Source organism: Kineosporia sp. NBRC 101677 (genome assembly GCF_030269265.1).
GTDB classification, from domain to species: domain Bacteria; phylum Actinomycetota; class Actinomycetes; order Actinomycetales; family Kineosporiaceae; genus Kineosporia; species Kineosporia rhizophila.
In genome coordinates this window covers 98,673-115,113 of sequence record NZ_BSTA01000005.1, presented here as the reverse complement: position 1 = coordinate 115,113, position 16,441 = coordinate 98,673, and the positions used below count along the sequence as shown (strand labels likewise).

Annotated in this window: 1 pseudogene; it reads right to left on the bottom strand. The window is 72.9% G+C overall.

From position 1 onward, the window contains the following. Positions 1–4: 4 nt before the first annotated feature. Positions 5–16,372: pseudogene (locus QSK18_RS16585) on the bottom strand (SDR family NAD(P)-dependent oxidoreductase); the annotation flags it as partial. Between the last annotated feature and the right edge of the window lie 69 nt (positions 16,373–16,441).

Sequence of the window (16,441 nt, the reverse complement as noted above, 5' to 3'; positions counted from 1 at the left end):
GGTCTCATTCTCCTTCGGCGGGGTGCTCGATGTCGGTGAGCCAGCGGTGCACGGTCTGCGCGACGAACGGGACGTCCTCGTTCTCCAGGATCGAGAAGTGGTCACCGGGCACGTCGACGACGGCGGACATCTGCGGCAGGTCGGTCTGCCACTGCATCCCCTCCTCGCCCTCGGCCAGGGGAACGGTGGCCCGCAGCAGCAGCACCGGGGTGTCCAGGTCGCCCGGGCCCCAGTCGATCAGGAGCCGGCTGCAGATCCAGGCGAAGGCGGTGATCTCCTCGAAACCGATGGTGCCGGTGTCGATTCCGGTGAACGAGCGCGAGGACAGCTCGGTGTCCCAGCGTTTGATCGTCGAGTCGTTCATCCGGTAGGTGTCGAGCAGGGCCACCCCGGCGGCCGGGGTGCCGCGTCGTTCCAGTTCCTGCGCGATCTCGTAGGCCAGGACCCCGCCGGAGGAGGAACCGGCCAGGGCGAAGGGTTCCTGGCCCACGTGCGCCACGATCGCGTCGGCCATCACCGAGATCATGACCTCGTTGGTGCCCGGCAGATCCTCTCCCGGGCCGAAGCCCGGCGCGGCGATCGCCGAGACCCGGCGCGTGCCGGTGAACTCGGCGGCGAAGCGCAGGTACACGTCCGGGCCGGTGAGCGGCAGCGGCACTGGCGGCACCACGCAGATCAGGTGCGGCCCGCCGTCGCCGGCCGAGATCCGCACCACCGGGGGCAGCGCCGGCAGTTCTTCCGGCTTGTGGAACTTGGGACGCAGGTCGGCGCCGGTGAGTGCGAAGGCGTGCGCGGTCTCGGTCTGCCCGGCGGCGATCGCCTTCAGGTACAGCTGACCCACCGGGTCCTGTTGCGCCCGCTGGGCCGGTCCCTGGGCCGCGGCCATGGCGTGCACGCCGAGCTGCGGTGACAGGGCCAGGGCGGTGGCCACAGCGGTGGCCAGGTCGCTGACCGTCGGGTGCTCGAAGACCAGCGTGGCGGGCAGGGTCAGGCCGGTCCCGGCGGACAGGCGGTTGCGCAGTTCCAGGGCCGTCAGGGAGTCGAAGCCCAGCTCCCGGAACTCCCGGTCGGCGTCGATGCCCTCCCCCGAGGCGTGGCCCAGGGCGGCGGCGACCTCGGCGCGCACGGCCTGGCGCAGGTAGTCGGGCCGCTGCTGCGCCGGCAGGGCGAGCCAGCGTTGAGCGATGCTGCCGGGCTGTTCCTGGGCTGCACCTGCGGCCCGCCGTACGGCCCGGGGGGCCAGCGAGCTGAGCAGCGGCGGCAGGCGATCGGGCCTGCGCAGCAGTACCGGGTCCAGCCGGGTCAGGCCCAGCACCGGCTCGTCGACGGCCAGGGCCTGGTCGAACAGGCTCAGGCCCTCCTGGACCGACAGCGGTGGCATGCCGTTGCGGGCCATCCGCTGCAGATCGCCCGCGCTCAGCGTGCCGCCCAGGCCCGTCTCGGAGGTCCACAGACCCCAGGCCTGCGAACGGCCGGGACGGCCGGCCTGGTGGCGTTGCTGCATGAGCGCGTCCAGGTAGACGTTGGCCGCCGCGTAGTTGCCCTGCCCCGGGCCACCGAGCAGACCGGCCATCGAGGAGAACACCACGAACAGGCCGGGATCGGTGAGTTCGGCCAGTTCGCTCAGGTGGGCCACAGCGTCGACCTTGGGCCGCAGCACCCGTTGCAGCCGCTCGGGCGTCAGCGAGTTGATCACTCCGTCGTCGAGCACTCCGGCGGTGTGCACCACCCCGCCCAGCACGCGCCCCTTCAGCAGGGCGGCCAGGGCGGAGCGGTCGGAGACGTCGCAGGCCTCGATCCTCACCCGGGCGCCGTGGGCGCTCAGTTCGGCCACCAGCTGCCCGGTCCCCTCGGCTGCGGTTCCCCGCCGGCTGACCAGAAGCAGGTCGCGCGCCCCGTGGCGCAGCACCAGGTGCCGGGCCAGCGCACGGCCCAGCCCGCCGGTGCCGCCGGTGATCAGGATCTGTCCGTCCGGGATGTTCACGGCCTCGGCGCCGGCACGACGACGCGTCAAGCGCGGCGCCCGGGGTGTGGGGTCCATTACCAGTTGCGGCTCGCCGGTGGCCACCAGCGCGGCGATGGCGGCCGGCTCGGGGACCTCGATCCCGGTGGGGATGTCCAGCAGGGTGATCCGTCCGGGGTTCTCCGACTGGGCCGAGCGCACCAGACCCCAGACCGCTGCCGCAGGCAGGTCGGTGACCGGGTGGCCGGGGCCCGTGTGTACCGCCGAGCGGGTCAGGACGACCAGGTGCGTGGCCGCCAGTTCGTCACGGGACAGCCAGCTCTGGAGCTGTTCCAGGGCCCAGGTGGTGACCTCGAGGGCCCGATCCGCGGCCTGCTGCGAGTCGCCGACCGTGGCCGGGTCGGTGGTGGGGACGCTCAGCACCAGACCGGCGGGCCAGGGCTCGGCGAAACCGGAGGTGCTCAGGTCCCCGGCCACGGACCAGCCCGGCGCGGTGGCGGGAGCCGGGGCCTCGATGGGCGTCCACTCCAGGCCCAGGACGACGCTGTCGTTCGTTCCGGCGATCACCAAGGGCCCGTCCGGCAGCGGGCGGCCCAGAAGAGCACCAACGGTCAGCACCGGCCCGCCCGCCGGATCCGTGGCGGTGATGCTGATCCGGTCGCTCGCCTCCCGGCTGATCCGGGCCCGCAGCCGGGTCGCGCCGCCGGCGTGCACCTGGACTTCGGTGAACATGAACGGCAGGTGCGGGCTTTCGTCCGGAGCCTCGGCGTTCGTCCCGGCGGCGGCCAGGGCAGCGTGCAGGACGGCGTCGAACAGCGCCGGGTGCAGGCCGAAGCGCTCGTCGTCCAGGCCTTCCGGAAGGGCGATCTCGGCCCACGTGTCACCGTCGGGACCGGCCCAGACCGCCTGCAGGCCCTGGAAGGCCGGCCCGTAGTGGATGTCCTCGAACTCGCGTCCTTCCTCACGATAGAAACCGGCCAGGTCCACCGGGCTCACGTCGGCGGGCGGCCAGGCCAGTGCCTGGCCCGCGCTCTCGCGTTGGTCCAGGACGCCCCAGGCGTGTCGGGTCCACTCCTGGTCCTCACCCGCTCGGCTGTGGACCGCCACACGCCAGCTCTCGTCCGGCTCCTCCTGCGTGCTCACGGTGACCCGGATGCTCAGGCTCGCATGGTCGGGGACGAGCAGTGGGGCCTCGAGCGTGAGCTCGGCCAGATGAGCGGCGCCCACCTCCTCGCCCGCCCGCAGCGCCAGTTCGATCAGGCCGGTACCGGGAAGCACCGCCACGCCCCGGACCCGGTGGTCGCCCAGCCAGGGATGGGTGTGCAGGGAGAGCCGCCCGGTCAGGACGGTTCCGGCGTCCTCCGGCAGGGGCACCACGGCCCCCAGCATCGGGTGCCGGGTGGGAGCGAGACCGGCCTCGGAGACGTCGGTGGCGACCAGGGTGTCGGGCCAGAAGCGCTGCTGCTGGAAGGCGTAGGTGGGCAGCTCCAGGGGACGGGCCGCGCCGAGCACGTCCCGCAGGTCGCCTTCGACTCCGTTCACGGCCAGTTCGGCCAATGCGGCGACGACCCGGTCGGCGCCACCCTCCTGACGCCGCAGGGTGCCGGTGACGACAGCGTCCGCGATCGTCTCCTGAACAGCCCCGAGCAGCACCGGGTGCGGGCCGATCTCCAGGAAGCACCGGTGGCCGGCCCCGGCCAGGGACCGCAGCGCGTCCTCGAAACAAACCGTTGAGCGCAGGTTCTCGACCCAGTAGGCGGCGTCCGCCTGGAGCGGGTCGAGCGGGGCACCGGTGACCGTGGAGTAGACGACGACGGACGCAGGTTGCGGGCTCACCGGGGCCAGTTCCCGCAGCAGCCGCTCGCGGAGTGCGTCGACCTGGGCGGAGTGGGAGGCGTAGTCGACCGGCAGGATACGCGCCCGCACACCATCAGCCTCGCACCGGGCGGCGATCGCACTGACGTCGGCGACGGCACCGGACAGGACGGTCGAACCGGGACTGTTCACCACGGCTACACAGAGAGTGGTTCCCTTGGCCAGCTTTTCGGCCTCGGCCCGCGGCAGGGCGACAGCGACCATGCCGCCTCGCCCAGCCAGCTCCTCGGCGACGGCCCGACTGCGCAGGGCCACCACCCGGGCCCCGTCCTGCAGACTCAGACCACCCGCCACACACAACGCCGCGATCTCACCCTGCGAATGCCCCACCACCGCAGCCGGCTCCACCCCCAGCGACCGCCACACCCCGGCCAGCGACACCATCACGGCCCACAACGCCGGCTGAACCACCTCCACCCGCTCCAGCGCCGCCTCATCCCCCAGCACATCCACCAGACGCCAGTCCACGAACGGCGCCAGAGCTTCCTGACACGCCTGCATCCGCTCGGCGAAGACCGTTGATTCAGTGAGCAGGTCGACTGCCATACCGGCCCACTGGCCGCCCTGTCCCGGGAAGACGAACACCACCCCATCGCCTGCCCGTGCAGCACCCGTGACCGCGTTGGCCGCGGGCTCGCCCGAGGCGAGCGCCGCCAGTGCGTTCAGGAGTTCTTCCCGGGTGGCGCCGGTGATCGCGGCGCGCTGAGCGAAGCGTGAGCGGTGCTCCAGGAGGGACCAGGCAACGTCCTGCGGTGCGGCGTCGGGCCGAGCGGCCAGGTGGGCGTGCAGCCGAGCCGCTTGATCGCGCAGGGCCGGCTCGGTGCGGGCCGTGATCAGCCAGGGCACAGTGTTTCCGCTCAGGGTGGGCGCTGAGGCCGGGCCTGCCGGGAAGACGGCGTCGTCGGCCTCCGGTGCCTCGAGGATCACGTGGGCGTTGGTGCCGGAGACACCGAACGAGGAGACGGCGCTGCGGCGTGGGCGCCCGGCCGGCAGCTGTGGCCAGGCCTGCTCGTGGGCGAGCAGCTCGAGCGAACCGGTGCTCCAGTCGACCTTCGTCGAGGGCTGGTCCAGATGCAGTGTGCGGGGCAGGAGCCCGTGCCGCATAGCCATGATCATCTTGATGATGCCGCCGACCCCGGCGGCGGCCTGGGTGTGGCCGATGTTGGACTTCAGCGAGCCCAGGTACAGCGGGGTCTCGCGCTCCTGACCGTACGTGGCCAGCAGGGCCTGGGCCTCGATCGGGTCACCGAGAACCGTGCCGGTGCCGTGCCCTTCGACCGCGTCCACGTCGCCGGGCCGCAGCCCGGCCGCGGCCAGAGCCTGCCGGACGACGCGCTGCTGGGACGGGCCGTTGGGGGCGGTGAGGCCGTTGCTGGCGCCGTCGGAGTTCACGGCGCTGGAACGCACCACCGCCAGCACCCGCCGGCCCTGCCGGCGCGCGTCCGAGAGACGTTGCAGCACCAGCATCCCGGCACCTTCGGACCACCCGGTGCCGTCGGCCGCGTCTGCGTAGGCCTTGCACCGGCCGTCACCGGCCAGGCCCCCCTGCAGTGCGAACCCGGCGAAGGTTCCCGGAGTGGCCATGACGGTCACACCGCCGGCCAGGGCCATCGTGCACTCGCCCGCCCGCAGCGCCTGGGCCGCAAGGTGCAGGGCGACCAGCGACGAGGAGCAGGCGGTGTCGATCGTCATGGTCGGGCCCTGAAGGCCCAGCACGTACGAGACCCGCCCGGACAGGACGCTCTGGGAGCCACCGGTGACCAGGTGACCGGCGATGTCCTCGGCCGAGCGGGAGGCCACCTCGCTGTACCCGGACTGCAGGGCACCGGCGAACACCCCGACCTGCGCGCCGGCCAGCCCGGCCGGGTCGATTCCGGCGTTCTCGAGTGCTTCCCAGGAGGTCTCGAGCAGAAGGCGCTGCTGCGGATCGGCAGCCAGGGCTTCACGCGGCGAGATGCCGAAGAACGTCGCGTCGAAGTGGGCGGCCTCGTGCAGGAACCCGCCTTCGGGGGTGAAGTCCAGGTCGCTCAGGTCCCAGCCCCGGTCGGTGGGGAACGGGGTAATCCCCTCGCGGCCCTCGGCCACCAGGTTCCACAGGTCGTCCGGGGTGGCGACCTCACCGGGATACCGGCAGGCCATGCCGACGATCACGATCGGGTCGTCGCCGGCGTCGACGAGGGGTCTGGAAGAGACTCGCCCGCCCTCACTGGGCCCGCTGACACCGAGAAGCTCGGCCAGGTGATCGGCCAGGGCACTCACCGTGGGGTGGTCGAACACCAGGCTGGCCGGCAGGCTCAGCCCGGTCGCGGCGCCGAGCCGGTTACGCAGCTCCATCGACGAGAGCGAGTCGAAACCCAGCTCACGCAGTGGCGTTCCGGTCTCGATCGCCTCGGCCGACGTGTGTCCGAGGACCGCGGCCACCTCGGCCCGGACCAGGTCACGCAGGAGCCGCGGACGATCGGCGGCGCCGGCGCCGTCCCATCTGCGGGTCAGGCCGGAGGAGACAACCGGCCGCGTCCGGGGCGCCGGGCCGGCCAGAGTGCGCAGGATCGGCGGCACACCGTTGCGGCGCAGCGCGTCCCGGTCGATCCGGGTCAGGGCCAGCAGAGCCTGGTCGGTGGACAGGGCCCGGTCGAAGAGGTTCAGGCCCTGCCGGTGATCCAGAGGCGGCAGGCCCGCCCGGTCCATCCGCTCAAGGTCGGCCCGGGCCAGCCCCGAGGTCAGGCCCGCCTCGGCGTTCCAGGGGCCCCAGGCCATCGACGTGCCGGTCAGGCCCTGCTGGCGGCGCCACTGCACCAGGGTGTCGGCGAAGACGTTGGCGGCGGCGTAGTTGCCCTGGCCGGGCGAGCCGATCTGCCCGGCGATCGAGGAGAAGACGACGAAGAGCTCCTGGTCACCGGCCAGCTCGTGCAGGTGCCAGGCCGCGTCGGCCTTGGGCCGCAGCACCCGCTGCAGACGCTCGGCGCTCAGCGAGGTCAGCACCCCGTCGTCGAGCACCCCCGCGGTGTGGACCACTCCACGCACCGGATGACGAGCCATAAGAGCGGCCAGGGCCCGGCGGTCCGAGACGTCGCAGGCAGCGATCGTGACCTGCGCGCCGGCCTCGGTCAGGTCGGCCACCAGGGCCTGGGCACCGTCGGCCTCGGGGCCGCGCCGGCTGACCAGGAGGAGCTCGACGCCGGGCGTGGTCGCGGCCAGGTGACGGGCGATGCTGCTGCCCAGCCCTCCCGTGCCGCCGGTGATCAGGACCGGTCCGCTGATCGGCGCGGGCTCGGCGACGGGCGACGACGGGCCGGCCGGGACCAGGGCCGGGGTGTGGGCGACGCCGTTACGGACGGCCACCTGCAACTCGCCGGCGGCGAAGGCGGCCCCGATCAGGGAGGCCTCCGGTTCGGCGGCGGGTTCGTCCAGGTCCAGCAGCAGGATCCGGCCGGGGTTCTCGTTCTGGGCGGCCCGGACCAGGCCCCAGACAGCGGCCGCGGGCAGGTCGCTCACCGTGTTCCCGGGGCCGGTGGTGACCGCGCCATGAGTGAGAACGACGAGGTTCTCCTGCCCTGGAGCGGGATCCTCGAGCCAGCCCTGGAGCCGCTGCAGGGTGTGGGCGGTCAATGCGTGGACGTCGTCCAGCATCGGGCCGCCGCCCGAGGCGACCGGCAGCAGTAGGTGCCCGACCGCAGTTGCGGCGGGCGGGAGAGTCACTGGGCTCCATCGCGGGACCAGCGCCACGGTGTCGTCGGGGGCCCGCAGCCCGCCCTCAGGCAGCGGACGGGTCAGCAGCGAGCCGACACTGAGCAGCGGGTTACCCAGCGCGTCGGCGACGGCGACCCGAACGCGTCCGTCCTCACCGGCGTCCTCAATCCTGACCCTGACCTGGCGGGCGCCGGAAGCCCACATCTGCACGTCGGTGAAGACGAAAGGCAGCTGCGGAGCCTGCTCCTGGCCAAGGAACGCCGCCGCGTGCAGGACGGCGTCGAACAGGGCCGGGTGGATGCCGTAGCCCTGCACGCCCACGTTCGTGGGCAGTTCCACCTCGGCCCAGACCTGCCGGTCCTGCTGCCACGCCCGGGTCAGCCCCTGGAAGGCGGGGCCGTAGAGCAGACCCGTAGCTGCGGTGGCCGGGTAGAGACCGGACACGTCGACCGGCTCAGCGGCAGGCGGCCATTCCTCCAGCGCCTCCCCCGCAAGCGGCTGCGGCTCTTGCAGAACGCCGCTCGCGTGACGGGTCCACCGTTGTTCGTGCTCGGGGCGGGAATGGATGGTGACGCCCCAGCGGCCGGTCTCGTTCTCGGTGACGGTGACCTGGAGCTGGCTGGCGCCCCGGGCGGGGAGCACCAGTGGTTCCTCGAGGGCGAGCTCGGCCAGTCGCGGGCGGCCGACCTGGTCACCGGCCTGGATCGCGATCTCGGCCAGACCGGTGCCGGGCACGACGATCTCCTCACCGATGCGGTGGTCGGCCAGCCAGGGATGGGTGCGCAGCGACAGGTGCCCGGTGAGCACCGTTTCTGCGCCGTCGGGGCGGGTCAGCACCGCGCCGAGCAGCGGGTGCCCGGTGGCCCTCAGCCCGGCGCCGTGCACGTCCTGCCCGCTCAACGGGGCGCTGGGCCAGTAGTGCTCGTGCGCGAACGGGTAGGTGGGCAGCTCGACGTGCCGCCCACCGGGGTAGAAGCCGTCCCAGGTGATCGGCACGCCGCGACCGTGCAGCGCGGCCAGAGCCGTCATCACGTCGCTGCTCTCGGGGCGATCGCGGCCCCGCAGCAAGGCCACCGTGCTGACCTGTGGGCTGCAGGTGTACTGCGCCGCTGTGGTGAGCGCGGCATCGGGTCCGGCTTCGACCAAGGTGGTGGCGCCCAGTTCTTCCAGGCGGGCGACGGCGCCGGCGAAGTCGACCGGCTCGCGCAGCTGGCGTACCCAGTACTCCGGCGTGGCCATCTCGGGACCGGCCACGTCCGCGGTGAGGGTGGAGACGATCGGGATCCGCGGCTCGTGCCAGGTGAGGGTGTCCAGGACCGCGCGGAAGTCCTTGAGCATCGGGTCCATCAGCGGCGAGTGGAAGGCATGACTGACCCTGAGCCAGCTGGTCTTCACCTCCACAGCGGCGGCCAGCTCGCGCACCTGCTCGCGTTCGCCGGAGAAGACCACCGACTCGGGACCGTTGACGGCGGCGATGGCCACACCGGTTCCCCGGACGAGGCGTTCGGCCTCCTGCCGTCCCATCCGGGCCGAGATCATCCCGCCGCCCTCGGGCAGAGCCTGCATCAGACGGCCCCGGGCGCTCACCAGCCGGGCCGCGTCCGGCAGGGACAGCAGGCCGGACACGTGAGCGGCGGCGATCTCACCGACCGAGTGCCCCACCAGATAGGCCGGTTCCGGGCCCAGGGAGGTCAGGAGCCGGTAGAGCGCCACCTCGATTGCGAACAGTGCCGGCTGCGCCCAGCCGGTGTCGGCGAGCAGGCCGGGGTCCTCACCCCAGACCACGTCCTGGAGTGGGCGCTCCAGGTGCCGGTCCAGCTCGGTGGTCACGGCCTTGAAGGCCTCGGCGAAGACCGGGGAGGTGGCGTGCAGTTCGCGGCCCATCCCGATGCGCTGGGATCCTTGCCCGGCGAACATCACGGCCAGGGAGCCGGAACCGGTCCGCGTCGGGCTGCCGTCGGCGGCCAGGTTCTCCAGCTCGGTGAGCATCTCGTCGAGGCTGCGGCCCAGGACGACGGCCCGGTGATCGAAGTGGGTGCGGCTGAGCAGGCTCACCCCGACGTCCGCCAGGTCCGGTTCCTGCGCGTGCGTGCGCAGGGCGCGCAGCAACTGCGAGGCCTGCGTGCGTACCTGCTGCGGGGAACGGGCACTGAGCAGCCAGGGAGTGAGCGCGCTGACCGGCATCGGACGGTCCGGCGGGGTGAGGGGGGCCGGTTGCTCGTGCGGGGCTTCGATGATGACGTGGGCGTTCGTGCCGGAGACGCCGAACGAGGAGACCGCTGCCCGGCGGGGCCGGTCCGTGGCCGGCCAGGCCGTGTTCTCGGTGAGCAACTGCAGCTCGCCCTGGGTCCAGTCGACCTTCGCGCTGGGCTGCTGGGCGTGCAGGGTCTGCGGGGCGATGCCGTGGCGCATGGCCTGGATCATCTTGATCAGGCCGAGCACGCCGGCCGCGGCCTGGGTGTGCCCGACGTTCGACTTGAGCGAGCCCAGCAGCACCGGGTTGTGTGCCGGGCGCTCCTGGCCGTAGGTGGCCAGCAGGGCCTGGGCCTCGATCGGGTCGCCCAGAACCGTCCCGGTGCCGTGACCTTCGACCACGTCCACGTCGGCCGGACCGAGCCCGGCCGCGGCCAGCGCCTGGCGGATCACGCGCTGCTGCGCGGGCCCGTTCGGTGCGGTGAGCCCGTTGCTGGCACCGTCGGAGTTGACCGCGCTGGAGCGGACCACCGCCAGGACCCGCCGCCCCTGTCGCCGGGCGTCCGAAAGGCGCTGTACCACCAGCACACCCACACCCTCGGACCAGCCGGTGCCGTCGGCATCGTCGGAATAGGCCTTGCAGCGGCCGTTCCCGGCGAGTCCGCCCTGGGCGGAGAACCCGACGAAGGCGTCCGGGGTGGCCATCACGGTGACCCCGCCGACCAGGGCAGTGGTGCACTCCCCCGCTCGTAGCGCCTGGGAGGCCCAGTGCAGGGCCACCAGCGAGGAGGAACAGGCCGTGTCCACCGTGACCGACGGGCCCTGCAGCCCGAGCACGTAGGACAGGCGCCCTGCGGTGACGCTGAGCGTGCCGCCGGTGACCAGCTGACCGATCAGGTCGTCGGCGGAGCGGGCCGCGACCTCCATGTAGTTGGAGGTCATCGCCCCCATGAAGACCCCGACCGGGCTGCCGCGCAGGGCGCTGGGATCGATCCCGGCGCTCTCCAGGGCCTCCCAGGAGGTCTCCAGCAGCAGGCGCTGCTGGGGGTCGGCGCCGAGCGCCTCGCGCGGTGAGATGCCGAAGAATCCGGCATCGAAGTCGGCTGCGCCGTGCAGGAACCCGCCCTCGGCGGTGACCGAGATGCCCGATCCCGGGCCGTCGGCGCCCAGCAGCAGCTCCAGGTCCCAGCCGCGGTCCTCGGGGAAGGGGGTGATCCCGTCGCGGCCCTGCAGGACCATGTCCCACAGCTGGTCGGGGTTGTTCACCCCGCCGGGGGCGCGACAGGCCATACCGGTGATGACGATCGGGTCGCCGGCATCGGCCAGGACCGGCGGAAGGCCCGCCGCGCTCGCGCCGACGGCGGGACTCTGGTCCAGCAGGTCGGCCAGGTGATCGACCAGCGCGGTGATCGTGGGGTAGTCGAAGACCAGGCTGGCGGCCAGGCTCAGCCCGGTGACCCCGCTGAGGCGGTTGCGTAGGTCGATGGCGGTCAGTGAGTCGAATCCGAGGTCCCGGAACTGCACGGTGGTCTCGAGTCCGGCGCCGTCCGGGTGGCCGAGGGCTGCGGCGACGTGGCCGGTGACCAGGCGCAGGAGGAAGCCGGGCCGGTCGGCCTCGGTCAGGGCGGCCCACTTTCGGGCGAAGTCCCCCGTGGGCACCACCTTGCCGGCGCGGGCGGTGGGAACGGCGGCGGGCACGAGGTCGCGCAACAGCCAGGGCACTGCTCCGGCCGCCCGCAGGTCGGCGGGAGCCAGACGGGTCAGCCCCAGCACCGCCGGGCCGGTGCGGCGGGCCGGACCCCCGGCCCCGTCCTGGCTCGGGTCCTGGCTCGGGTCCTGGCTCGGGTCCTGGCTCGGGTCGCGGTCGTCGTCGTCGGAGGCCAGGCCGAGGGCGTGGTCCATCAGACGCAGACCTTGCTCGAGCGACAGCGGGGGCAGCCCGGAGCGCTCGATGCGCTTCTGGTCGGCCTCGGACAGGCGGGCTGTGAGGCCGGTCGTGGGCGCCCAGGCGCCCCAGGCCAGCGACGTACCCGGCAGGCCGGCGGCGCGGCGCGACTGCATGAGGGTGTCGAGGAAAAGGTTGGCGGCCGCGTAGTTCGCCTGGCCGGGGGTACCGAACTGCCCTGCCAGTGAAGAGAACACGACGAATGCGCGCAGATCGCGGTCTGCGGTCAGCTTGTGCAGGTGCCAGGCAGCCTCGGCCTTGGGCGCGAACACCGTGTGCATGCGTTCCGGGGTGAGCGAGGTGATCGCCCCGTCGTCCACCACGCCTGCGGTGTGCACGATCGCCGTGAGGTCCGGGTGGGCGGCCAGGAGGTGGCGCACTGATTCCCGGTCGGCCACGTCGGCGGCCTGCACGACGACCCGGGCGCCGGCCTCCTCGAGCTCGGCCACGAGGTCGGACACGCCTTCGGCGGAGGGGCCGCGACGGCTGACCAGGAGCAGGCTGCGGACCTGATGCTGCAGCACCAGATGCCGGGCCAACACCATGCCCAGACCGCCGGTACCACCGGTGATCAGGACGGTGCCGCTGCCTGCCTCGGCTGCGCAGGCACCCCCAGGAACGGTGTCGGGTCGGGCCACGGCCCAGGCCGTCCGCGGATCGTGAGCCGGTGCCTGGTCGAACGGCACCAGGCTGGGGATGAGCAGTTCGCCCGCGCGAAGCGCAAGCTGGGGGTGCCCGGTGGCCAGGGCGGGCCCGGCCCACACCAGGACCGCGGGCCCACCGGCCGGGGTCTGGCCGGCCAGTGGTTCGGGAGCCGGTAGGTCCAGCAGGACGATGCGGCCGGGGTTCTCGGACTGGGCAGAACGTACCAGGCCCCAGATCGCTGCCGCCCCCAGATCGGTCGCGACGTCGTCGTGCGAGGTGCTGACCGCGCCCCAGGTGATCACGATCAGGCGCGTCCTGGCCCAGGCGTCCTGGGCCAGGAAATGCTGCACCGTCTCCAGGACAGCTGCCGTGCGCTGCCGCGTGTCCGCCAGCACGTCTCCACCGGCCGTCGGAATCTCGAAAAAAGCTGCCTCCGGACCAGTCTGGCCGTCACTGAGATCCGCCAGCCGGGCGACCGTCACATCCCGCTCGGCACCGGGGGCCGTGATCCGGTTCCAGCGCGGCTGCAGCACCACCGTGTCGGTGCTCTCGGTGCTGCCGAGGCTTCCGCTGAGCGGGCCCTGCGGCAGCGGCCGGGTCAGCAGCGAGCCGACGGTCAGGACCGGCGAGCCGGCCTCGTCGCTGACCTGCACCCGCAGCTTTCCCGCGGCGGTACGCCGCACGTGTGCCCGCACCCGCGAGGCGCCGGAAGCGTACAGCTGCACGTCCTCGAAGACGAAGGGCAGCCCACTGCCTTGCCGATCGTCCAGCAGCAGCGCCGCGTGCAGCACCGCGTCCAGCAGCGCCGGGTGGATGCCGTAGTCGCCGGCATCGTCGGTCAGGGCGACTTCGGACCAGACCTGCTCGCCCGCCTTCCAGGCCCGGGTCAGGCCCTGGAAGGCCTCACCGTAGAGCAGGCCGCCCTCGGCGGCGGCGGCATACACACCCTCGAGGCTGATCTCCGGTGCGGCCGGCGGCCAGACGAAAACCGGTTCCGGCGCGTGGGCCGGGGTCAGGGTGCCACCGGCGTGACGGGTCCACTCCTGGCTGTCCTCGGGCCGGGCGTGGACCACGAACGTCCACTGTTCGGCGGTTGTCTCGCCGGGGGTCAGCAGCACCTGCAGCAGACAGCCCACCCCCGGCTCCAGCACCAGAGGGCTGTGCAGTGTGAGCTCCGCGATGCGCGGGCAGCCCAGGCCCGCGCCGGCCCACAGCGCGAGTTCGGCGAAGGCGGTGCCGGGCAGGACGATCGCACCGCGCACGACGTGCCCGGCCAGCCAGGGATGGGTGCGGGTGGAGATGCGGCCGGTGAACAGCGTGCCGCCGGACTCGGGCAGGACCACCGTGGCGCCGAGCATCGGATGCCCCGCAGGCATCAGACCGGCTCCGCTGACGTCACCGGTCTGCGGCGCCGGCGTGGGCCAGTAGCGTCGGCGCTGGAAAGCATACGTGGGCAGGGGAATCGGCCGAAGCGGCGCCGGGCCCCAGGTGATCGGCAGGCCGCGCACCGTCAAGGTGGCCAGGGCCGACTCAAGGCCGTTGCTCTCAGAGTTCTCCCGGCCTCGCTGCAGCGCGACGGTCATGGTCTCGGCACTGACGATCTCGGCCGCGGCGGCCGCCAGCGCGCCCGAAGGACCTACCTCCACCAGCGTGCGCACACCCAGTTCTTCCAGGCGGCGCACGGCGTCGGCGAAACGGACGGTGCCGCGGGCCTGGCGCTGCCAGTAGCCCACGGTGCCGAACTCGCCGACGGCGACCGGGCCAGCCGTGAGCGTTGAGACCATCGGCACGGTGGGCTCGTGCCAGGTCAGGGTCTCCAGCACCTGCTGGAAAGCTCCCATCATGGGATCCACCAGCGCCGAGTGGAACGCGTGGGAGACCTTCAGCCGGTGGGTGCGCCGCCCCGCCCGGGCCAGGTGGCCGGCGGCCTCGGTCACCGCCGCCTCCGGACCGGCCAGGACGACCGAGGCCGGGCCGTTCACCGCGGCCAGGGCGACCTCGGCCGACAGGTAGGGCCGCACGTCGGCCTGCGAGGCCTCGATCGCCATCATCGCCCCGCCCGCGGGCAGGGCCTGCATCAGGCGCCCTCGGGCCGCGACCAGACGGCAGGCGTCGGCCAGGTTCAGGGCCCCGCTTACGTGCACGGCGGCGATCTCGCCGACCGAGTGCCCGCTCAGGTAGGCGGGCCGAACCCCGGTGGCCTCCAGCACCCGGTACAGGGCGACCTCGATGGCGAACAAGGCCGGCTGCGCCCAGCCGGTCTGGTCGAGCAGGTCGCCGTCCTCACCCCACAGGACGTCGGTGAGCGGATGCTCGAGGTGCCGGCCGAGTTCGGCGGCCACCTCCTCGAAAGCACGATGGAAGACGGGGTTGCCGGCGTGCAGTTCGCGTCCCATGCCCAGGCGCTGGGCTCCCTGTCCGCTGAACAGCACACCCAGCGGGCCTGGTCGCACCCGGCCGTGGACGGTGGTCGCGGAGGGTTGCCCAGCAACGAAAGTGTCCAGTCCACTCAGCAGTGCATCGCGCGTGGGCCCGAGCACCACCAGGCGGTGGTCGAACCGGGTGCGGCCCAGCAGCGAGGCGGCGACGGCCTCGGCCGGCAGGTGCGGGTGCGTGCGCAGGTGCTGCGCCAGGCGGGCGGCCTGCTCGTTCAGGGCCTCGGGGCTCTTCGCCGTGACCACCCACGGTCCGGGGGCGCCCCCAGCCTGCTCCGAAAGGCCCTCGACGGGCGCCTCTTCGAGGATGATGTGGGCATTGGTCCCGGAGACCCCGAACGAGGAGACGCCTGCCCGGCGGGGCTGCCCGGTGCCGGACCACTCGGTGTTCTCGGTCAGCAGGCGCACCTCGCCCTGCGTCCAGTCCACCTTGGCGGTCGGGGCATCGACGTGCAGGGTGCGCGGGGCGATCCCGTGGCGCAGGGCCAGGACCATCTTGATGATCCCGGCCACCCCGGCCGCGGCCTGGGTGTGGCCGATGTTCGACTTCAGTGAGCCGATCAGCAGCGGACGCCCCGCCGGGCGGTCCTGACCGTAGGTGGCCAGCAGGGCCTGAGCCTCGATCGGGTCACCCAGGACGGTCCCGGTGCCGTGCGCCTCGACGACGTCCACGTCGGCCGGAGCGAGTCCGGCGGCGGCCAGTGCCGAGCGGATCACCCGTTGCTGGGCCGGGCCGTTGGGCGCGGTGAGGCCGTTGGAGGCGCCGTCCTGGTTGACCGCGCTGGAGCGGATCAGGGCCAGGACACGGTGGCCCTGACGCTGTGCCTCGGACAACCGCATGAGCACCAGGACGCCGCCGCCCTCCGCCCATCCGGCACCGTCGGCGGAGTCGGCGAAGGCCTTGCAGCGCCCGTCGTGGGCCATGCCCTCCTGTGCGGAGAACCCGAAGAACGCACCGGGCGTGGCCATCACGGTCACCCCGCCGACCAGGGCGGCCGAGCACTCACCCTTACGCAGGGCGCCCGCGGCCAGGTGCACCGCGACCGAGGAGGAGGAACAGGCCGTGTCCACCGACAGGGCCGGTCCCTGCAGCCCGAGCACGTAGGCGATCCGCCCGGAGGCCACGCTCTGTGAGCCGCCGGTGATCAGGTGCCCGCTCAGGTCGTCCGCCGAGGCGGCCGCCACCTCGGTGTAGTGCGAGGCGAAGGTGCCGACGAAGACGCCGGTGTCGCTGCCGTGCAGCGACTGCGGCCGGATGCCCGCGTCCTCCAAAGCCTCCCACGACATCTCCAGCAGCAGGCGCTGCTGGGGGTCCATGGCCAGGGCCTCGCGCGGTGAGATGCCGAAGAAGCCGGCGTCGAACTCGTCGGCGCCCACCAGGAAGCCGCCCTGCACCGACGTGAGGCCGGCCGCGGCCAGTTCAGCGAGGTCCCAGCCGCGTCCGGCGGGCACCGGGCCGACGCCGTCCCGGCCGGAGAGCACCAGGTCCCACAGGTCGTCCGGGCCGGTGACCCCACCGGGCAGACGGCAGGACATGCCCACGATCGCGATCGGCTCGTTCTGCCGGTCCTCGACCTCACGCAGGCGCCGCTGGACCTCGCGCGAGTCGGCGATCGCCCGCTTGAGGTAGGAACGAAGCTGCTCCTCGTTGGACATTACCTGTCAACTCCTGTCGTCCGGTTCACATGGCGGCGT